The organism is Streptomyces sp. WAC 06738 (genome assembly GCF_003945505.1).
Lineage (GTDB): Bacteria > Actinomycetota > Actinomycetes > Streptomycetales > Streptomycetaceae > Streptomyces.
In genome coordinates, this window is record NZ_CP029618.1 from 1,869,995 (window position 1) to 1,889,120 (window position 19,126).

At 74.4% G+C, this 19,126-nt stretch carries 17 protein-coding genes; 9 read left to right on the forward strand and 8 right to left on the reverse strand.

The window, feature by feature from the left end; translation table 11 throughout:
* Positions 1 to 27: 27 nt before the first annotated feature.
* Together DMB38_RS07850 and DMB38_RS07855 are read left to right on the forward strand one after the other, a co-directional pair.
* Positions 28 to 759, forward strand: a complete 732-nt coding sequence (locus DMB38_RS07850) for a chitinase (protein ID WP_206337803.1) — start codon at positions 28 to 30, stop codon at positions 757 to 759.
* Between the two features lie 128 nt (positions 760 to 887).
* On the forward strand, positions 888 to 1,919 hold the full coding sequence (locus DMB38_RS07855; RefSeq protein ID WP_125934549.1) for a chitinase: 1,032 nt from the start codon (positions 888 to 890) through the stop codon (positions 1,917 to 1,919).
* Positions 1,920 to 1,993: 74 nt separating this feature from the next.
* Here DMB38_RS07855 and DMB38_RS07860 read toward each other — a convergent pair whose 3' ends face one another.
* Positions 1,994 to 3,961: a right-handed parallel beta-helix repeat-containing protein gene (locus DMB38_RS07860; protein WP_125934550.1), complete on the reverse strand. Its 1,968-nt coding sequence runs from the start codon at positions 3,959 to 3,961 to the stop codon at positions 1,994 to 1,996.
* 233 nt (positions 3,962 to 4,194) lie between these two features.
* On the opposite strand from DMB38_RS07860, the gene yaaA reads away from it, so the two are divergent.
* Entirely contained in the window at positions 4,195 to 4,992 is a 798-nt protein-coding gene (gene yaaA, locus DMB38_RS07865) for a peroxide stress protein YaaA (RefSeq protein WP_125934551.1), read from the forward strand.
* A gap of 143 nt (positions 4,993 to 5,135) precedes the next feature.
* Entirely contained in the window at positions 5,136 to 5,786 is a 651-nt protein-coding gene (eda, locus tag DMB38_RS07870) for a bifunctional 4-hydroxy-2-oxoglutarate aldolase/2-dehydro-3-deoxy-phosphogluconate aldolase (protein ID WP_125934552.1), read from the forward strand.
* 32 nt (positions 5,787 to 5,818) lie between these two features.
* On the opposite strand, the gene DMB38_RS07875 is transcribed toward eda, so the two are convergent.
* The 3 genes from DMB38_RS07875 to DMB38_RS07885 are packed head-to-tail and all read right to left on the reverse strand — an operon-like array spanning position 5,819 to position 8,723.
* A complete protein-coding gene (locus DMB38_RS07875; RefSeq protein ID WP_125934553.1) occupies positions 5,819 to 7,042 on the reverse strand; it encodes a bifunctional RNase H/acid phosphatase in 1,224 nt (407 codons plus the stop codon).
* Positions 7,042 to 7,785, reverse strand: coding sequence for a C4-type zinc ribbon domain-containing protein (locus DMB38_RS07880; RefSeq protein ID WP_125934554.1), 744 nt, complete (start codon positions 7,783 to 7,785; stop codon positions 7,042 to 7,044). The genes DMB38_RS07875 and DMB38_RS07880 overlap by 1 nt, the downstream gene beginning before the upstream one ends.
* Positions 7,782 to 8,723 (reverse strand): Nif3-like dinuclear metal center hexameric protein, encoded by a 942-nt coding sequence (locus tag DMB38_RS07885; protein ID WP_125934555.1) that lies wholly within the window; start codon positions 8,721 to 8,723, stop codon positions 7,782 to 7,784. Before DMB38_RS07885 ends, DMB38_RS07880 begins: the two co-directional genes overlap by 4 nt.
* Before the next feature lie 485 nt (positions 8,724 to 9,208).
* Between DMB38_RS07885 and DMB38_RS07890 the strand changes: the two genes are divergently transcribed.
* A complete protein-coding gene (locus DMB38_RS07890) occupies positions 9,209 to 10,441 on the forward strand; it encodes a hypothetical protein (protein WP_240662023.1) in 1,233 nt (410 codons plus the stop codon).
* A gap of 46 nt (positions 10,442 to 10,487) precedes the next feature.
* Here the strand turns inward: DMB38_RS07890 and DMB38_RS07895 are convergent, their stop codons facing one another.
* Entirely contained in the window at positions 10,488 to 11,366 is an 879-nt protein-coding gene (locus DMB38_RS07895; protein WP_125934556.1) for a MaoC/PaaZ C-terminal domain-containing protein, read from the reverse strand.
* 405 nt (positions 11,367 to 11,771) lie between these two features.
* Between DMB38_RS07895 and DMB38_RS07900 the strand changes: the two genes are divergently transcribed.
* Complete coding sequence (locus DMB38_RS07900; RefSeq protein WP_125934557.1) at positions 11,772 to 12,962, forward strand: CapA family protein; 1,191 nt, start codon at positions 11,772 to 11,774, stop codon at positions 12,960 to 12,962.
* Between the two features lie 99 nt (positions 12,963 to 13,061).
* On the opposite strand, the gene DMB38_RS07905 is transcribed toward DMB38_RS07900, so the two are convergent.
* Complete coding sequence (locus DMB38_RS07905) at positions 13,062 to 14,507, reverse strand: MFS transporter (protein WP_125934558.1); 1,446 nt, start codon at positions 14,505 to 14,507, stop codon at positions 13,062 to 13,064.
* Between the two features lie 192 nt (positions 14,508 to 14,699).
* On the opposite strand from DMB38_RS07905, the gene DMB38_RS07910 reads away from it, so the two are divergent.
* The 3 genes from DMB38_RS07910 to DMB38_RS07920 all read left to right on the forward strand — a co-directional run bounded on the left by DMB38_RS07910 (position 14,700) and on the right by DMB38_RS07920 (position 17,424).
* Complete coding sequence (locus DMB38_RS07910) at positions 14,700 to 15,380, forward strand: class I SAM-dependent methyltransferase (protein ID WP_125934559.1); 681 nt, start codon at positions 14,700 to 14,702, stop codon at positions 15,378 to 15,380.
* A gap of 30 nt (positions 15,381 to 15,410) precedes the next feature.
* Positions 15,411 to 16,319 (forward strand): N-acetylmuramoyl-L-alanine amidase, encoded by a 909-nt coding sequence (locus tag DMB38_RS07915; protein ID WP_125934560.1) that lies wholly within the window; start codon positions 15,411 to 15,413, stop codon positions 16,317 to 16,319.
* A gap of 211 nt (positions 16,320 to 16,530) precedes the next feature.
* Complete coding sequence (locus tag DMB38_RS07920) at positions 16,531 to 17,424, forward strand: hypothetical protein (protein ID WP_125934561.1); 894 nt, start codon at positions 16,531 to 16,533, stop codon at positions 17,422 to 17,424.
* Between the two features lie 136 nt (positions 17,425 to 17,560).
* On the opposite strand, the gene DMB38_RS07925 is transcribed toward DMB38_RS07920, so the two are convergent.
* On the reverse strand, positions 17,561 to 18,355 hold the full coding sequence (locus tag DMB38_RS07925) for a maleylpyruvate isomerase N-terminal domain-containing protein (protein ID WP_125934562.1): 795 nt from the start codon (positions 18,353 to 18,355) through the stop codon (positions 17,561 to 17,563).
* A gap of 106 nt (positions 18,356 to 18,461) precedes the next feature.
* The gene (locus tag DMB38_RS07930) at positions 18,462 to 19,082 is read right to left on the reverse strand and encodes a TetR family transcriptional regulator (RefSeq protein ID WP_125934563.1); all 621 of its coding nucleotides are present in this window, start codon (positions 19,080 to 19,082) and stop codon (positions 18,462 to 18,464) included.
* Positions 19,083 to 19,126: the final 44 nt, after the last annotated feature.

The following is a 19,126-nucleotide window of genomic DNA, read 5'->3' on the forward strand; positions in this document are numbered from 1 at the left end:
AGGAAACTCGGAACGAAGGTCAAGGCCATGCTCGCGATCGGGGCGCTGGCCGCCGCGCTCGCCGTCGTGGTGCCCGTGACCGCGTCGGCAGGCGAGGGCGGCACGGCGGGCGAAGGAGGCGCGGACAAGGCGGTGGCCGCGGAGTTCATTGTCAGCGAGGCGCAGTTCGAGCAGATGTTCCCGGGGCGGAACGCCTTCTACACGTACCAGGGGCTGACCGACGCGCTCAGCGCGTACCCCGCGTTCGCCAACACCGGTGACGAGACCACCAAGAAGCGGGAGGCCGCCGCCTTCCTGGCGAACGTCAGCCATGAGACCGGCGGGCTCGTGCACGTCGTCGAGCAGAACCAGGACAACTACCCGCACTACTGCGACGCGTCGCAGCCCTACGGCTGTCCCGCCGGGCAGGCCGCGTACTACGGGCGCGGGCCCATCCAGCTCAGCTGGAACTTCAACTACAAGGCCGCCGGCGACGCCCTCGGCATCGACCTGCTGAACGACCCCTGGCAGGTGGAGCGGAACGCCGCCGTCGCGTGGAAGACCGGCATCTGGTACTGGATGACGCAGTCCGGGCCCGGGTCGATGCCCGCGCACGACGCGATCACCGGCGGGCACGGGTTCGGCGAGACCATCCGGGCCATCAACGGGTCGCTGGAGTGCAACGGCGGCAACCCCGGCCAGGTGCAGAGCCGGATCGACAAGTACACGCAGTTCGTGCAGATCCTCGGCACGACCCCCGGCGACAACCTGAGCTGCTGACCCGGCCGGGCCCGACCGGCCCGGTCCGACCGATCCCGGCCGGGTGCGCGGCCCGGTCCCGCCCTTCCCGGGTGGGTCGCGCGCCCGGCCGTTCCCCCCACGTAACCACCCCCCACCCGGAGGCAGTTGTGGCACGCGCACGTACACACAAGTTCCGGAAGACACGCAAACGCCTCGTCGGCGCCCTCGCCGCCGCGTCGCTCACCGCCGGCGCGCTCGCCGCCGCGGTCGCCACCGAGGCCGCCGCCGACCCCGAGCCGGTCACCCACGGCGCCGCCGCGGTGCCCGCGCACGCCGTCACCGGCTACTGGCAGAACTTCGACAACGGCGCCACCGTCCAGACCCTCGCCGACGTCCCCGAGGCGTACGACATCATCGCCGTCGCCTTCGCCGACGCGACCGGTACGCCCGGCCAGGTCGACTTCACCGTCGATCCCGCGCTCGACTACACCGAGGACGCCTTCAAGGCGGACGTCGCCGCGAAGCAGGAGAGCGGCAAGTCGGTCGTGATCAGCGTCGGCGGCGAGCGCGGCGCGGTCTCGGTCAACGACGAGGCAAGCGCGGAGGCGTTCGCCACGAGCATCCTCGGGCTCATGGAGGAGTACGGGTTCGACGGCGTCGACATCGACCTGGAGAACGGGCTCGACTCGACGTACATGACGCAGGCCCTGAAGGCGATCCACGCGGGCGCCGGCGACGGCCTGGTGGTGACGATGGCGCCGCAGACCATCGACATGCAGTCGCCGGAGAACGAGTACTTCAAGACGGCGCTGAACATCAAGGACTTCCTCACCGTCGTCAACATGCAGTACTACAACAGCGGTTCCATGCTGGGCTGCGACGGGAAGGTCTACTCGCAGGGCACGGTCGACTTCCTCACCGCCCTGGCCTGCATCCAGTTGGAGAACGGGCTCGCCCCCTCGCAGGTCGGCCTCGGCACCCCCGCCTCGTCGCGGGCGGCGGGCGGCGGGTACGTGGAGCCGGGCGTGGTGACCGACGCGCTCGACTGCCTCACGCGGGGCACCGGCTGCGGCTCCTTCAAGCCGGAGAAGACGTACCCGGAGCTGCGCGGTGCGATGACCTGGTCCACCAACTGGGACGCCGCCGACGGCAACGCCTGGTCGGACACGGTCGGGCCGCACGTCGACCAACTGCCGTAACCGTACGGGAGCAGACAGCGGGGCCGGCCGGGACTTCCCGTCCCGGCCGGCCCCGCCCCCGTAACTCCCGGTCCTCAGTCCCGTCCGCTCCGGGCCGGGGTGCCGTTCTCCGCCCCCGGCCAGCCGTTGATCACGAACTGCGACCCCGGCTCGACGACCACGTCGCCCTCCGCGGAGCCGGTGATGGTGACGTTCGTGAGGTTCGCGCTGCCGCGGGCGCCGCCCATCGCGAGGATGCCGGCGCCGTTGTTCGACTTCTCGATCGACACGTTGGAGATGTTCACGTTCGGCATCTCGCCGCCGCCCGTCTTGAACTGGATCCCGTCGTACGTCGAGTCGTGGATGTCCGTGTCCTTGATCGTCACGCCCGGGATCGGCTGGCCCGCGGGGAAGAGCGTGATCGCGCCGAACTCCTGCGCCTCGCCCCAGAACGCGCCGCCGCAGCGGTGGAGCGAGTTGCCCGAGATCACCGTCTCGCCGGTGAACGGCACCGGGTCGTGGTCGGTGGCGAGCATGATGCCCGGGTAGTTCGCGGTGTCGGAGATCAGGTTGTTCTCGACGGTGTTGCCGTAGCCGCCGTAGATCGCGACCCCGTTCGCGCGCCAGGGCAACTGGATGGTGTTGTTGCGGAAGTGGTTGTCGTGGCCGATGTCGACGGCCTGGTCCTTCACGTACTTGCTGGCCCAGACCGCGAGCGAGTCGTCGCCCGTGGTGCGGAAGGACGAGTTGACGACCTCGGAGTTGCGGGTGCCGTTGGTGAAGTTGATGCCGTCGGCGTACGTGTTGCGTATCCGCATCCCGCTGAACGTCAGCCCGTCGGCCGGGCCCCACAGCTCCGGCTTGTTGGAGTAGTCGCGGCCGACCCAGACCCCGACGTTGGCGTGCTCGATCCACACGTTCGAGATCTCCGTGCCGACGCCGAACCGGCCGTTGAGGCCCACGCCGCCCTCCTGGCCGCCGTCGCCGCCGCGGATGGTGCCGGAGCCGAAGATGGCGAGGTCGGAGATCTTGGTGTTCTTGTCGATGTCGAAGCCGAAGTTGCCCTCGTGCGGGTGGTTGATGCCCCCGGCCTCGTGCGGCGGGGTCAGCGTGGAGAACTGCGAGTGCCACATGCCGGAGCCGCGGATCTCGACGTTGCTGATGCCGACCTGGTTGTACTGGCCGCCCTCGGGGTCGTCGGTGAGGATCTTCTGTTCCTGCCGCCACTGGCCCGGCGGGATCCAGACGCACTCGATCTCGCCGTTCTGGTCGGCGGTGACGGCCGCCTGGAGCGCCGCGGTGTCGTCGTTGCCGTCGTCGGGCACGGCGCCGTACTCGGTGATCGACGTGCACGCGGCCGGCTTCTCCTTCGGCGGCGCGACCTGCTCCAGGTCGATCAGGTCGATGACGTAGAACGCGGCGTCGTCACCGGCGTCGCGCTGGAGGCGGAAGGTGGTGCCGGCCGGGTAGCTCTCGTCGAGCAGGGCGTGGGACTCGTCGAAGAGCCGGCGGGCGTCGGTCTGCGGGGTGTTGGTCAGGCCCTCGGGGTCGTCCGTGTTGCCGTACAGCCAACTGTGCTTGGACGACAGGTCCAGCTTCTGCACGAACGCGCCGTCGGCGTAGAGGCTGAGGGTCGCCTCCGTGCCGCCGCCGCCCGGGGCGTCGGGGATGGAGTTGCGGACGACGATGGAGTTGGCCGGGGAGGTCGAGGTGAACTCGACGTACTGCCCGGTGTTCTCCAGCCGCACCGACTTGCGGCCCGAGGACTCGGAGGCGAAGTTCGTGTGCCCGAAGGTGCGCTTCGCGTCGGCCTCCAGCAGGGTGCCGTCGTACGTGCCGGTCTCGGCCTCGTACTCGACGTAGGGCAGCTCCGCGCCGGCCGCGGCCGCGCTGCTGCCCGGGGCCGCTTCGCCGGGGGCGGTGGTCTCCGCGGCGGCGGTCCCGTCACCCTCGGGGGCGACGCCGGCCATGGCCTGGCCGGAGAGGGGCAGGACCCCGATCGCGACGAGGCCGAGCGCCGGTATCCCGACGGCCACACGCCGTCTGAGGTGCTTCCACTTCATGGTGTCCTCTGTTCTGTGGGGGCTGACAGAGTGCGCATGCCTTTTCCTTGCAAGAAATCAACGTAAGTTTGCGTAACAGAGTCGATGTCTTGCTGATTGGCAGTCAGAGTTTTGAGGCACCCCGCGGGTTTGTCAATGGTCCGCGCACGGCGCCCTGTCCGGGCCGCCCGCGCCGCGCGGGTAGGCTGCCGGAGGGCGGAGGGGGAACCGGAAACGTCACCGCGGGAGGATTCGTGCTCGTACTGCTGCCACCGTCCGAGGGGAAGGCCGAGGGCAGGCGCGGCGCCCCGCTGAAGCTCGACTCGCTCTCCCTGCCCGGCCTCACCGCCGCCCGCGAGACCGTCCTCGACGAACTGGTCGCACTCTGCGCCGCCGACGAGGAGAAGGCCGCCGACGTGCTGGGCCTCACCGAAGGGCTGCGCGGCGAGGTGGCGCGCAACGCCCGGCTGCGGACCGCGCCCACCCGCCCCGCCGGGCAGATCTACACCGGCGTGCTCTACGACGCGCTCGGCCTCGCCACGCTCGACGCCGCCGCGAAGCGGCGTGCGTCGGCGTCGCTGCTGGTGTTCTCGGGCCTGTGGGGCGCGGTGCGCATCGGCGACCGCATCCCGGCGTACCGCTGCTCCATGGGCGTACGGCTGCCGGCCGCGGGCGCGCTCGGCGCGTACTGGCGCGGGCCGCTGGACGCCGCCCTGCCGGCGGCGGCCGGGCGCGGGCTCGTGCTCGACCTGCGCTCGTCGGCGTACGCGACGGCCTGGCGGCCCCGCGGCGAACTGGCCGCGCGCACGGCCGCGGTGCGGGTGCTGCACGCGACGGTGGTGGACGGGGTGGAGAAGCGCTCGGTGGTGAGCCACTTCAACAAGGCGACGAAGGGCCGGCTGCTCCGCGACCTCCTCACCTCCGGCGCGAAGCCCCGCACCCCGGCGGCGCTGCTGACGGCGCTGCACGACCTGGGATACCGGGTGGAGGGCGAGCCGCCGCGGCGGGCGGGGCAGCCGTGGGAGCTGGACGTGGTGGTGACGGAGCTGTAGAACGTCCCGCCCTCCCCGCACTCCCGCCCCAGGGTAGGCCGCCCCGCTGACAGACAGGACCGGCGCGCACCGGCCGGAGAGCCCGTATTGCACGGTACGCAACGTGCGTTGCACCGGCGTGGTCACGGAGGCACGATGACGGCGTGACCACTGACTCCGCCTCCGCGTCCGTCCCCTCCTCCGTGCTGGGCCTCGCGCCCGTCATCCCGGTCGTCGTCCTCGACGACGCCGCCGACGCCGTGCCGCTGGCGCGCGCGCTGGTGGCCGGGGGCCTGCCCGCGGTCGAGGTGACCCTGCGCACGCCGGCGGCGCTCGACGCGATCCGGGCCATCGCCGCCGAGGTGCCGGACGCCGTCGTCGGCGCCGGCACGGTGCTGGACGCGGCGGCCGTGGACGCCTCCGCCGCCGCGGGCGCCCGGTTCCTCGTCAGCCCCGGATCGACGGACGGGCTGCTGTCGGCAATGGACGCGTCGGGCCTGGCGTACCTGCCCGGGGTGTCGACGGTGTCGGAGGCGATGGGCCTGCTGGAGCGGGGGCTGACGGAGATGAAGTTCTTCCCGGCGGAGGCGTCGGGCGGCATCGCGTACCTGAAGTCCCTCGGCTCCCCGCTGCCCCGCGCCCGGTTCTGCCCGACGGGCGGCATCACGGCCCAGTCGGCGCCGCGGTACCTGGCGCTGCCGAACGTCGGCTGCGTGGGCGGCACATGGATGCTGCCGAAGGCGGCCCTGGCGGCGAAGGACTGGGCGACGGTGGAGAAGCTGGCGGCGGAGGCCGCGGCGCTCGGCAGGGGGTGAGCCCGCGGCGTGGGATCAGCGAAAAGGCGGTCTCAGCGCAGGTGCGACGTGTCGTTCAGCAGGCGCACGCTCGCGTGCCCGTCCGCGTAGTACGCGACCTCCGACACCCCCGCCGGCGACAGCTCCATCCGGTACAGCGACTCCGGCGGCGCGCCCAGCGCCAGCCGGACCAGCGTCTTGATCGGCGTCACATGCGACACGAGCAGCACGGTGCGGCCCGCGTACCGCGCGAGGAGCTTGTCGCGCGCGACCGCGACGCGGCGGCTGACCTCGGCGAAGGACTCCCCGCCGCCGCTCGGCGCGGCCTTCGTGGAACGCAGCCAGGCGGCGAGGTCATCGGGGTGGCGCTCCCGTACCTCCGCGAACGTCAGCCCCTCCCAGGCGCCGAAGTCCGCCTCGCGCAGCCCGTCCTCGACCCGGATCTCCAGCCCGAGCCGCCCGGCCGCAGCCTCCGCGGTCTCCCGGCAGCGGCGCAGCGGGGAACTGACCACGGCCTGGACGGTGCCGCGGGCGGCGAGGAGTCCGGCGGCGGCCGTGGCCTGGCCGCGGCCGGTGGCGGAGAGCGCGGGGTCGCCGCCGCCGGTGCCGGAGAACCGTTTCTGGGGGGTGAGGGCGGTCTCGCCGTGGCGGAGCAGGAGGAACGTGGTGGGCGCCCCGAGGTCGGTGCCCCAGCCCACCGCCGGGCTCGCGGTCCTGCCGGCCTCCCCGGCCCGTACGCCACCCTCGGCCCGCATGCCGGAACCCTCGCCCCGCGCCTCCGAGCCCTCCCGCGACCCGGCGGCGCCGGTCGCCGCGTCCAGCTCCGCCCGCGACGCCTCCGCGCTCCACCGCTCGCCGCGCCTGCCCGCGTCCATCGCCTCGTTCGCGAGCCGGTCCGCGTGCTTGTTCTGCTCCCGCGGAATCCACTCGTACGTCACCCGCCCCGGCGGGAAGATTTCGCGCGCCTCCGCGGCCAGTTCGCGCATCCCGGGGTGCTTGATCTTCCAGCGCCCCGACATCTGCTCGACGACGAGCTTGGAGTCCATCCGCACCCGGACCTCCGCGTCCGGGTCGAGCCCGCGCGCCGCCCGCAGCCCGGCGATCAGCCCGCGGTACTCGGCGACGTTGTTGCTCGCCACCCCCACGTGCGCCGCGTCCTCCGCCAGCACCGCGCCGTCCGCGTCGCGCACCACGGCGCCGTACCCCGCGGGCCCCGGGTTCCCCCGCGAGCCGCCGTCCGCCTCGACGGTGAACACGCGCCGGGCCGGTCCTGCCATCAGAGGCCGGATTCGGGGGTACGGACCAGGATCCGGCGGCAGTTCTCGCACCGTACGACGGTGTCGGGGGCCGCGGCCCGTACCTCGTTGATCTCCGTGATGTTCAGCTCCAGCCGGCAGCCCTCGCAGCGCCGCTGGTACAGCCGGGCCGCGCCGACGCCGCCCTGCTGCTCGCGCAGCTTGTCGTAGAGCTTCAGCAGGTCCGCCGGGATCTCGCCGGCGGCGGCCGCGCGCTCCTTGGCGACCTCGCCGGCCTCGGCGTCGATCTCGCCGACCGTCGCGTCACGCCGCGCCGTGGCATCCGCGATCTTGGCCTGAACCGACTCGACCCGGCCGGTCAGCTCCGCCACCCGCTCCTGCACGGTCTCGCGGCGCTCCATGACCTCCAGGACCACGTCCTCCAGGTCGCTCTGCCGCCGGGCCAGCGAGGCGATCTCGCTCTGCAGGTTCTCCAGGTCCTTGGGCGAGGTCACCGCGCCGGAGTCCAGCCGCTGCTGGTCGCGCGCGGCGCGCTGGCGCACCTGGTCGACGTCCTTCTCGGCCTTGACCTGCTCGCGTTCGGTGTCGCTCTCCTCGGTCTGCGCGGCGACGAGCAGGTCGCGGTGGTGTGCGAGGTCGGCCTCCAGTCCCGCGACCTCCTCGTGTTCCGGGAGGGTGCGGCGGCGGTGCTGGAGCTGGGTGAGGCGGACGTCGAGGGCCTGGACGTCCAGCAGGCGGATCTGGTCGGCGGGCGCTGCGTTCAAGCTGGCTGCTCCGGGCTCGTAGGGGCGAGGCTGGCGTGGGGTGCGGGGGACCCCGCGGTGCCCGCGGACGGTGCGGCAGAGGTGGATCGTGCCGCAGGTGCGGGCGCGTGCGTGGTCCAGGGGTCGGTCACGATACGCGACACGCGCGTGCGCAGACCCCATGCGTTCCGGTCCGAGATCGCGTCCAACTGCGCGGCGGCCTGCTCGCACCAGGGCCACTCGGTGGCCCAGTGGCCCGCGTCGATCAGGTACGGGCGGCCGCCGGCGGCGAGCGCGGCGTGCTGCTGCGCCTCGGAGACCGGGTGGTGGCGCAGGTCGGCGGTGACGTAGACGTCGACGCCCGCGGCGCGCACCGCGTCGAAGAGCCCGTCGCCCGAGCCACCGCAGACGGCGGCCGTACGGACCTCGCCCTCCGGGTCGCCGGCGACGCGCAGTCCGGTGGCGGTACGGGGCAGGGCCGCGGCGGCGCGGTCGGCGAACTCCCGCAGCGGCACCGGGGCGTCCAGCTCGCCGAGCCGGCCGAGGCCGCGGCGGCCCGCGGGGTCGTCGGCGTCGGGCACCAGGGGCCCGGTGACGCGCAGGCCGAGGGCGCCGGCGAGGGCGTCGGAGACGCCGGGGTCGGCGCGGTCGGCGTTGGTGTGGGCGACGTGCAGCGCGACGTCGTTCTTGATGAGGGTGTGCACGACGCGGCCCTTGAACGTGCCGGCCGAGACCGTCGACGTACCGCGCAGGTAGAGGGGGTGGTGCGTGACGAGCAGGTCGGCGCTCCACTCGACGGCCTCGTCGACGACCTCGCGCACCGGGTCGACGGCGAAGAGCACGCGCTCCACGCGGGCGTCCGGGTCGCCGCACACCGTGCCGACCGCGTCCCACGGCTCGGCGCGGCCGGCGGGCCAGAGGGCTTCGAGCGCGGCGACGACGTCGGCAAGTGCAGGCACGGGGCAAGGCTACCTCCGCCGGCAGGGCCCCGGTGCGGCGCCCACCGGCAAGCACAGGGGGCGGCGCGGCGAAGCGGAACGGCGGATCCGCCACCCGTATGTGTGAAGTGACCGGCGCCGCGCCGATTGCTGTGACGTGCGAAAACTACCTTCACGTGCGGAGGTGAGGGAACCGGATGAGGCCCATTGCAGAATCGATTCCTTCAGTGACGACGGGGACGGCGGCGACGCCCGCCCCGACGACGGCGGCGGCGGACGGGACGCGGGCGCCGGATGCGGTACCGGGTCGGGACGCGGCGGCCGCGGGTACGGAGACGGGGGCGGCGGCCGCCGGGGCAGCGGCGGACCAGGGACCGCCGACGCCTGCGGGAGCGCGGGCCGTTGCGCGCCGGCCCGGCGCCGCGGACCCGGCACCCCGGCCGGGGGCGGGGCCCGCAGCGGGAGCGGGGACCGCCGCACCGGCCGCAGCGGGGAACGCCGCCGCGATGGTCGCGGTCACCGCGACGTCGCCCCCGCGGCTCCCGGCACCCCCCGGGCGCCACGCCGCCCCGCCGACCGCCGCTCCCCCGGCCGCCGCCCCCGGCCGCCCCGTGGGACGGGCCGGATTCACCCTCACCGCCGACGGCACGTACGGCGCCTGCCTCGCCGCCGACGCGGACGGCAACTGGTTCCCCGAACGGTGGACCCTGCACGGCCCCGAGGCGTACACCGTCCCCCTCCCCTGCGCGCAGCCGGAGGAGCCGGGGACCACGGTCCTGCCGCTGGCCGACGGCCGCGTGCTGGTCCGCCGGCTCGTCGGTGGCACCGACCACACGTTCTCCCTTCTGCACCCCTCCGGGCCCGACACCACCGAGCAGACCCTCGGCTCGGTGACCGCGCCCCGGCTCGCGCTCGTACCGCCCGCGCCGGAGAGCGCCGAGGTGTACGCGCTGGCGCCCCCGGAGCCCGGCGGCGAGACGACCGCCGTGTGGCGGGTGTACGGGGGCGGGTTCGCCGGCGCCGGCACGGCGCACCCGGAGCGGATCGGCGAGATCCCCGGCCGGTGCGCGGGCCGCGGCTGGCTGGACCGTACGGGCCGGGCGCTCGCCGTCGACCAGGAACTGGACGGGCGGACGAAGGCCGTGACGGTCGGGCTGCACGGCGGGGTGGAGGTCAGCCCGCTGCTGATGCTCACCGAGGAGAGCAACGACCGTCTGCTGCTCGCCGACCCCGACAGCGGGCTGCTGCTCCTGCGCTCCGACGCCCCGGGCCGCGACCGGCTGGGGTGGGGGGTGCTGGGCAGCGGGCGCCCGGTGCGGTTCCCGGACGCGCTGTGCCCGCGGGACACGGCGGTGACGCCGTTCGCGGTGCAGCCGGGACAGGTGCTGACGCCGGAGCACTGCGGGGTGGCGCTGCGGCTCGAAGGACCGGGCGGCTGCCGGCTCGGCGTGTGGCGGCCGGCGGCGCGGCGGCTGGTCCAACTGCCGCCGCTGCCGGGGTGGATCACCGGCAGCGGGCTGTGGACGCAGTGGGGCGAGCTGCGGTTGCCGTACGCGACCCCCGCCCACCCCTGCGGCCTGGCGCGCCTGGCGATCCCCGACCCGTCGGCGGCCGAGTTGCTGAACGCACCGCCCCTGAGCGACCCGCCCCCCGACCGCGCACCGGACGAGACCGGCGAGCCGCCCCCCGAGGAGGACACCCCCACCCGTCCCGTCCCCCTCCGGCACGCGCCGCTCTGAAGCCCCTTCCCCGCCCCGGCGGCGCATCCCCCGGGGCGGGGAAGGCTCAGTCGTGCTCGATGAGCGCGTCCGCCAGCACCGGGGACTCGTCCCGCTCCACGGCGCTCGCGGTGAGCCGGATCCGCCCGGTCCCCGCGGGCGCGCCCGCCTCCGGCCACAGCCGGATCCGCAGCGTCTCGCCCGGGTACACCACCCCCGCGAACCGCGTCGCGTACGACCGCACCCGCCCGGGGTCGCCGGCCAGGACCGTGTCCACCGCCGCCTTCAGCGCCATGCCGTACGAGCACAGCCCGTGCAGGATCGGCCGGTCGAAGCCGGCGAGGGCGGCGAACTCCGGGTCGGCGTGCAGCGGGTTCCAGTCGCCGGAGAGGCGGTAGAGCAGCGCCTGATCCTCGCGGATGCCGCGGTCGACGACGTGCGCCGGAGGGCCCTCGGGGGCGGGCAGGCGGGGTGACGGGCCGCGGTCGCCGCCGAAGCCGCCTTCGCCGCGGACGTAGAGCTGGGTGTCGGAGGTCCACAGCGGGCCGTCCGCGTCGGCGGCCTCGGTGCGCAGCACCAGCACGGCGGCCTTGCCCTTGTCATGGACGGCGGCGATGCGCGAGGTGCGGGTCGCCTCCCCGGCGGGCGGCAGCGGGCGGTGGAGTCCGATGCGCTGGGCGCCGTGGAGTACGGCGGTGAGGTCGACGTCGACGCCGGGGGCGTCGAGCCCCGCGCCCTCGCCGGCCACGCCGCCGTCGCCGGCGACGGTGACGAAGGCGGGCAGCACGCGCAGCCGGTCCTCCAGGACGTAGCGCAGCTCGGCCGGGTCGGTGGCGGGGCGTCCCGCGCCGATGCCGAGGTGGTAGAGGAGGACGTCCTTGCGGGTCCAGGCGATCCTGGTCTCGCGGGGTGCGGCGGCGAGGGCCCGGGCGGCGTCGATGGGCATGGTGGCGCTGGCTCCTTCACCGGCCGCGGGGGCGCCGGCGGCCCGAGGTGTCGGCAAGGGGCCGCGGGCCCGGCGCGGCCGTGGGGACGGGGGTGCATGGGTACGCGGGCACGGCGGCCGAGAGCGCGAGAAGACCCCGGCGTGCCGTCCGCACCAGTCGGCACGCCGGGGTCGCTCTCGGGGCGCGGCCGGACCGTGCAACAAGAACACGTTCTCGCCGCCGGATATATGTATAACGCAGTCCTCCGCGGTTGGGAAGACCGTAAAGCCCCTTTACTGATACTCCGTCAGCATTCGAGCACACGGGCAGTCGACGATGCATACGCGCGATCCCGGGCGGCCGTTCAGGGGACAGCCCCGGCAAGGCTTCTTGTATGCCTTATCCCGCTCCTGTGCATTCGACACATGCGCGGATATAAAAGGACTAGTACGACCGCTACGGCACTGGCGCTCGGCGCCGCCCTGCTCGCCGCCGCCACCGCCTGTGCCCCCGGTCCCGTCGGCACCACGTCCGACGAGGGCAAGACCCCCGGCAAGGAGGCGCGGGCGCCCTTCACCCTCGTCGCCACGGGCGACATCCTCCCGCACGACTCGGTGATCGAGCAGGCGAACCGGGACGCCCGCGGCAAGGGCCACGACTTCCGCCCCATGCTCGCCGGCGTGAAGCCCGTCATCTCCGCCGCCGACCTGGCCATCTGCCACATGGAGACCGTCTACGGGCCGGCCGGCGGCCCGTTCAGCGGCTACCCGTCCTTCGTCTCCCCGCCCCAACTCGCCGCCGCGGCCAGGGACACCGGCTACGACTCCTGCTCCACCGCCTCCAACCACACCCTCGACGCCGGCTCCCAGGGCGTCGTCCGCACCCTCGACGCCCTCGACGCCGCCGGCGTCGCCCACACCGGGTCGGCCCGCACCCCCGCCGAGGCGCACCGGCCCGCGCTGCTGGAGGCGGGCGGCGCGACGGTGGCCCAACTCGCGTACAGCTACGGCACGAACGGCATCGAGCCGCCGCAGGACCAGCCGTGGGCGGTCAACATCACCGACCCCGAGCGGATCGTCTCGGACGCGCGCCGGGCCCGCCGGGCGGGCGCCGACATCGTCGTGGTCAGCCTGCACTGGGGCACGGAGTGGCAGGACGCGCCGGACGCGACGCAGCGGCAGCTCGCCCGCGAGCTGACCAGCTCGCGCTCGGCGGGGGCGCCGGACGTCGACCTGATCCTCGGCACGCACGCGCACGTGCCGCAGGCGTACGAGAAGGTGAACGGCACCTGGGTGGTCTACGGCATGGGCGACCAGATCGCCGGCCGCATGATCAACAACGCCGGGGCCCGCGACCCTCGCGGCAACCAGGGCACCATCGCCCGCTTCACCTTCTCCCCGCCCGCGCCGGACAGCGCGCGCTGGCGGGTGACCAAGGCGGAGTACCTGCCGCAGCTCATGGACCACGACCGCGCGGGCCCGCCGCGGGTCGTCGACCTGAACGCCGAACTCGCCGACGGCGACGCCCCGGAGCGCTACCAGCGCGTACGCGACCGCATCAGCGACGTCGTCCTCAGCCGCGGCGCGGCCGCGGACGGGCTGACCACTCCCCGCTGACCCCCGGCCGCTCACCCGCCGCCGGAAAGGCCCCGGCCGGCGCCCCCGCCCAAAACCCCGCCCGGCAGCGCCGTACGCACACCCCTCGCCCCGCCCGGATCACGCCTTCGCCGGCCCCGGCACGGCGGCCGGGCGGGGCAGGGCTATGAGCATCAGCGCCGCGCAGCCCAGGAGGATCCCGACGCCCGTCTGGAACGCCAGCGAGTACCCCGAGGCCAGCGCCTCGGGCCCGGACCCGCCGCCGATGCGCGTGGCGGCCACCGTCGAAAGCACCGCGAGGCCCAGCGAACCGCCCATCGTCCGCGACGTGTTCATCACCCCCGACACCACGCCCGCGTCCCCCGCGGGCGCCCCCGAGGTCGCCAGGTGGGCCAGCGGCGTGGCCATGAAGCCCACCCCGGCCATCATCAGGATCCCGGGCCCGGCGATGTCCGTGACGTACGTGCCGCCCGCGTCCGCCGTGCTCTGCCACAGATAGCCGCCGGCGGCCATCAGCACGCCCGCGATCGCCAGCGCCTTCGCGCCCGTACGGGCCAGCACCCGCGGCGCCAGCTTGGACGCGGCCACGATCGTCAGCGAGTGCGGCACGAAGGCGAAGCCGGCCTCGATCGGCGTGTAGTCCAGGACGTTCTGCATGTAGAGCGAGAGGAAGTACCAGGACGAGAACATCGCCGCGCCGGTCACGAACATCGCCGTGTTGGCCGCCGACACCGACCGCAGCCGGAAGAGCCCCAGCGGCATCAGCGGCGCCCGCGTCCTCGCCTCCACCACCAGGAACGCCCCGACCAGCGCCAGCCCGCCGCAGAGCGGCAGCAGCACCGCGGCCGCCGTCCACCCGTGGCTCTCGGTCTGCACGATCCCGTACGACACGGCGCCGATCCCGGCGGTGACCAGGGCCGCGCCCGGGATGTCGAGCCGCCGCCGCGGCCCGCCGCGGCTCTCCGCCAGCCACAGGGCCGCGCAGGTGAGGACCACGGCGCCGACCGGCACGTTGATCAGCAGCACCCAGCGCCACGACAGCGCGTCCGTGAGCACCCCGCCGACGAGCGAACCGGCCGCCCCGCCGCCCGCGCCCGCCGCCGTCCACGTCCCGATCGCGCGCACCCGCACCGGCCCCTCGGGCACGGACGAGGTGAGCAGCGTCAGCGTCGAGGGCGCCAGCACCGCGGCGCCGACGCCCTGCACGGCCCGCGCGACGAGCAGGTGCCACGGCTCCTGCGCGAGTCCCCCGGCGAGGCTGGCGGCGGTGAACACCGCGAGGCCCACGAGGAAGACGCGCTTGCGGCCGAAGATGTCCCCGGCCCGGCCGCCGAGCAGCATCAGTCCCGCGAAGGCCAGCGTGTACAGGTTCACCACCCACTGCAGCCCCGACGCGCTTATCCCCAGGTCCTCGCGCATGGACGGCAGCGCGACATTGACGACGGAGACGTCGAGCACGACGAGGAACTGGCCCGCGCACGCCGTGAGCACGACGACCCACAGCGGTGCGGCGGAACGGCGCCCGGCCCCCTCGGGCAGCCGGGTACCGGGTGGTGACTGGTGCATGCCGCCATGGTCGCACCAGCCTCCGACACCGCGCACGGGCATATCGGTGTATGGACCATGCGACCGGGGTCCTACGCCCATGAGGCAGGATTCCGGCGGGTACGCGGCACCGGTGGCGCCTACCCGCCCGTACGCGGCACCGGTGGCGCCGCGCAGGACACGTCGCCCGCCGGCCGAGGAAAGGCACCGCCGATGGAGCTGCCCCCGCCCGCCCCCACTCTGCCGTCCCCGCCCGCCCCCGCCGTACTGGCCGCGTTCGAGGCCGCCCCCGGCTTCATGCCCCGCGACGAGGGCCTGGCGCTCCACGCCGCCGCCGCCGAAGCCGCCGGCCTCGGGCTCCCCCTGCTGGAGGTCGGCACGTACTGCGGCCGCTCCACGATCCTGCTCGCCGCCGCCGCCCGCGCGGCCGCCCGCCCCGGCGTCGTGGCCGTCACCGTCGACCACCACCGCGGCAGCGAGGAGCAGCAGCCCGGCTGGGAGTACCACGACCCCGCGCTCGTCGACCCCGCCACCGGCCTGATGGACACCCTGCCGGCCTTCCGCCGCACGCTGTACGCGGCCGGCCTCGAAGACCACGTCGTCGCGGTCGTCGGCCGGTCGCCGCGGATCGCCGCGCTCTGGAACCGGCCGCTCGGGCTGGTCTTCGTCGACGGCGGCCACACCGACGAGCACGCCACCGCCGACTACGAGGGCTGGGCCCCGCACGTCGCGCCGGGCGGGCTGCTGGCCGTGCACGACGTGTTCGCCGACCCGGCCGAGGGCGGGCAGGCACCGTACCGTATCTACCGGCGCGCGCTGGACTCCGGGGCGTTCACGGAGAGCGCCGCGCAAGGAAGCCTTAAGGTACTGCGCCGTACCGGCACCGGAATTTGACCGTCGGATTCTTCTGCTACGGTCGCACGGATGTCCAGCCAGAACCGGCGGCCTCTCCGCGCCTATCTCCTGCTCGCACCCGTGGCACCGCTGGCCTTCGCCGGTGTCCTCGTGTGGCAGTCGGCGGACGGCGACGGTTCCGGCGGGAACGGGCGGGAACCCGGCGGGGCTCCGCCGGCGTCCTCCTCCCCGACCCGGCCCACCGCCGAGGATTCGAACGACTCGAAGAATGCGAAGGATGCGAAGGACCCGGAGGTGGGCGAGATGCCGCTGGCCGGAAAGGTGATCGTGCTGGACCCCGGGCACAACCCGAACAACCGCGACCACGCTGCCGAAATCAACCGCCAAGTCGACATAGGCACCGTGCGCAAGGAGTGCGACACCACCGGCACCGCCACCAACGGCGGTTATGCCGAGGCGGACTTCACCCTGGACGTGGCCCGGCGCGCCCGCACCCTGCTGCGCGCACAGGGCGCGGAGGTGCGGCTCACGCAGGACGGCAAGCGGGAGTTCGGGCCGTGCGTCGACGAGCGCGCCGAGGCCGGCAACAAGGCCGGGGCCGACGCGGTCGTCTCCATCCACGCCGACGGCGGCGGACCGGGTTCGCGCGGGTTCCACGTGATCCTGCCGGGCGAGGTGAACGCGGGAAAGGCGGACACCACCGCCATCGTGAAGCCCTCGCGAAAGCTGGGCAAAGAGTTGAAGTCACACTTCGCGGAGGAAACCGGAAGTAAGCCCTCCAACTATGTGGGCAACGACACAGGCTTCACGGTCCGCACCGATCTGGGCGGACTGAACCTCTCGACTGTGCCCAAAGTCTTCATCGAATGCGGCAACATGCGGGACGCTAAGGACGCCGACCGGCTGACGGACGCCGCATGGCGGCAGCGGGCGGCGCACGGAATCACGAACGGCATCGGGGCTTTCCTGGCAGGGTAGGCGCAAGCCGTCGACAGACCAGGAAATGCACACCGGGGGAACAAGGGGGACTCGTGGCCAGGGGGCCCGATGTGGCCGATCAGCGGACCCGTACGATGGGGCCTCATTTCACGCTCCGCAGCGTGGGGATCTGCACCAGCAACAGCGACAACGACCAATACGTAAGGGACATTTCGTGAACATCCGCTCACTCACTCGGGGCGACGGCGTAGTGATCGGAGCAGCGCTGCTGCTGATTATCGCCTCGTTCCTCGACAGCATCTCGGTGGACTGCCCCACGGGCGCCGACTGCGGGGGCATGGAGGTGCCCAACGGCTGGGACTCCGACCAGTTCCCCCTGCTGCCCGCGGTCTTCCTCACCGGCATCATCGCCGCGGCGCTCATCGTCGTCGGCCGGATGCGCGGCGACGACAAGCAGCTCGCCGGGCTCACGCTCAACCAGTGGGGCACCGCGCTGGCGGCCGCCGCCCTCTTCAGCTCGCTGTTCACCCTCTTCGGCGGCGCCCGCAGCATGGCCAACGACGCCACCGGTGAAGACGTGTTCGGCATGGGCATCGGCCTGATCCTCGCGCTCATCGCGAACCTCGCGCTGACCGCGGGCGCGATCCTCAGCCAGACCCTCCCGGCGTTCAAGGCGAACCTGCTCGGCAGTGGCGCCCCGGCGCCCGGCGCCCCGTACGGCGGCGGCCAGCCGCAGCCCGGCTACGGCTACCCCGGCGGCGGCCAGCCCGGTCCCGGCGGCCCCGGCGGCCCGCAGGGCGGCGCCCCGTTCGGCGGCGGTCAGCAGGCTCCCTTCGGCGGCGGTCCCGGCGCGGGCGGCCCGCAGCCGGGCGGCCCGCAGGGCGGTGCCCCGGCGGGCGCCAGGCCGCAGGCGCAGGCCGCGCCGCAGCCGGCGGCCGGCGGCTCGTTCGCGCCGTTCTGGTTCGCGGTGCCGGCGGCCCGGCCGCTGTTCGCGGAGGACGGCTCGTCGGCGCAGATCGCCGAGCTGACCCCGGGCATCTGGTACCTGGCGGTGGACCAGCGCGGTGCCGCGCTGGTCGCGCAGACCCAGGACGGCCGCCGCGGCGTGCTGCAGGACACCACGGGAATCCAGCGCGGCGCCTGACGCCCGCGCCTGGCGACTCATCCGACGGCCCTCGCCCGACACTTCGGGCGGGGGCCGTCGCGTGCGCGCGGTGGAGCGACGGCCGCATGCGGTACGTCCCGCCCCCGCCGTACGCCCCCGCGGTACGGCCCCGCGCTCACCCCCAGGCCGTCGCCGCCAGCCAGGTGTCCAGCACCCCCGCCTCGCCCAGCACCTCCACCCGGCCGCTGTCCGGCGGCAGCCGCCGGTAGAAGACCCGCAGCACGTCCGCCAGCGGCCCGCGCACCGCCACCGCCGCCTTCGCGTGCTCCCGGCGCCAGCGGAACCCGCCGGGCGCCAGCTCGATCAGCCACTCCGCGCCCGCCTCCGGGGGCGTGTCGGTGGCGTGCAAGTGGATGCCGGAGCCCGCGAGTTCCGGGGCGTGCAGCGGCTCCAGGTCCGGGTCGCCGCCGCGCTGCGCGAACTCCAGGATCTCCAGCCATTCGTCGATCGCGTCGGCCGCCACGTCCGCGCCGACCGCGAACTCCACCCCCGCCGCCCCGTCCGCGTCCGCCCGGTGCACCACCGTCTCGTGCGTCATCCGCCGCGCCCAGAACGCGGCCCGCTGCTCCGCCGCCCAGGTCCACACCCCGGCGTCCGCGCCCGCCGCGCGCAGCTCCGCGGCGAGCAGGTCCGCGCCCTCGGCGAGCCAGTCGTCGAGCGCGGCGGCGGTGCGCGGCTCGGGTCCGGTGTAGCCCGGCACCGTCTCCTCGGCCAGCTCCTCGGTGGCGCGGGTCCTGACGAGTTCGGCCGCCCAGCGGTGCGCGCCGCCGACGTGCACGGCGAGTTCGCCCAGGTCCCAGTCGGGGCAGGTGGGTACGCGGGTGGCGAGGTCGGCGCCGCGGACGGTGCGGCGCAGCAGGCCGGTCTGCGCGCCGACTTCGGCGCAGTAGCGCTCGTACGGAAGTCTCATGCCAGCGCACTCTACGGGCGCGCCCCGGCCACCCCCAGGCCCGCCACTTGCGCCTCCGCGGGCACCGGCCGCACCTCTACGGGCACCGGCCGCGCCCGCGCGCGTCCTAGCCGTGCCGCCTCGGGCCGCTCCCCGGCACGTCGACCAGCCGGCAGACCGTCTCGATGTCGGTCCGCACCTGCGCGCTCGACGCGCGCCCCGACAGCCAGGTGATGAGCGCCGCGTGCCACGTGTGCTCGATCACCCGCGCCACCGACAACTGCTCCGGCGCCGGCCGGCCCCCGGCGCCCATCGCGTCCAGGATGATCGCCGACGTCAGCCGTGAGGCGACCTCGACCTCCGGGCTCGCCGACCGGTCGGCGAAGATCAGGGCACGCACCATCGCGTCCGCGAGCTGCGGCTCGCGCTGGAGCGCGCGGAAGGCGCGCAGCAGCGTCTGCGCCACCCGGGCGCCCGGCTCGGCGGCGGTCGGCGGGCGCTTGCGCAGCGTCTCGTGCAACTGCCGCAACTGGTCCTGGAGGGTGGCGACGAGCAGGTGGACCTTGGACGGGAAGTACCGGTACAGCGTGCCGAGCGCGACGCCCGCCCGCTCCGCGACCTCGCGCATCTGCACCGCGTCGAACCCGCCGCGGCCGGCCAGCTCCGCGGTGGCCTGGAGGATGCGGCGGCGGCGCGCCTCCTGCCGTTCGGTGAGCCGCGCCCTGCCCGCCCTCGATGTTGTCGTCATGTGTCCCGATCTGTGCCGTGCTTCCCCCGACGGCAGCTCCGGCG

Bases quoted from the DNA above. Each gene is read 5' to 3' on its own strand.
- DMB38_RS07850 (WP_206337803.1), top strand. From the start codon at position 28: ATGCTCGCGATCGGGGCGCTGGCCGCCGCGCTCGCCGTCGTGGTGCCC.
- DMB38_RS07860 (WP_125934550.1), bottom strand. From the start codon at position 3,961: ATGAAGTGGAAGCACCTCAGACGGCGTGTGGCCGTCGGGATACCGGCG.
- DMB38_RS07875 (WP_125934553.1), bottom strand. From the start codon at position 7,042: ATGGCAGGACCGGCCCGGCGCGTGTTCACCGTCGAGGCGGACGGCGGC.
- DMB38_RS07890 (WP_240662023.1), top strand. From the start codon at position 9,209: ATGGTCGCGGTCACCGCGACGTCGCCCCCGCGGCTCCCGGCACCCCCC.
- DMB38_RS07895 (WP_125934556.1), bottom strand. From the start codon at position 11,366: ATGCCCATCGACGCCGCCCGGGCCCTCGCCGCCGCACCCCGCGAGACC.
- DMB38_RS07900 (WP_125934557.1), top strand. From the start codon at position 11,772: ATGCGCGGATATAAAAGGACTAGTACGACCGCTACGGCACTGGCGCTC.
- DMB38_RS07905 (WP_125934558.1), bottom strand. From the start codon at position 14,507: ATGCACCAGTCACCACCCGGTACCCGGCTGCCCGAGGGGGCCGGGCGC.
- DMB38_RS07910 (WP_125934559.1), top strand. From the start codon at position 14,700: ATGGAGCTGCCCCCGCCCGCCCCCACTCTGCCGTCCCCGCCCGCCCCC.
- DMB38_RS07915 (WP_125934560.1), top strand. From the start codon at position 15,411: ATGTCCAGCCAGAACCGGCGGCCTCTCCGCGCCTATCTCCTGCTCGCA.
- DMB38_RS07925 (WP_125934562.1), bottom strand. From the start codon at position 18,355: ATGAGACTTCCGTACGAGCGCTACTGCGCCGAAGTCGGCGCGCAGACC.
- DMB38_RS07930 (WP_125934563.1), bottom strand. From the start codon at position 19,082: ATGACGACAACATCGAGGGCGGGCAGGGCGCGGCTCACCGAACGGCAG.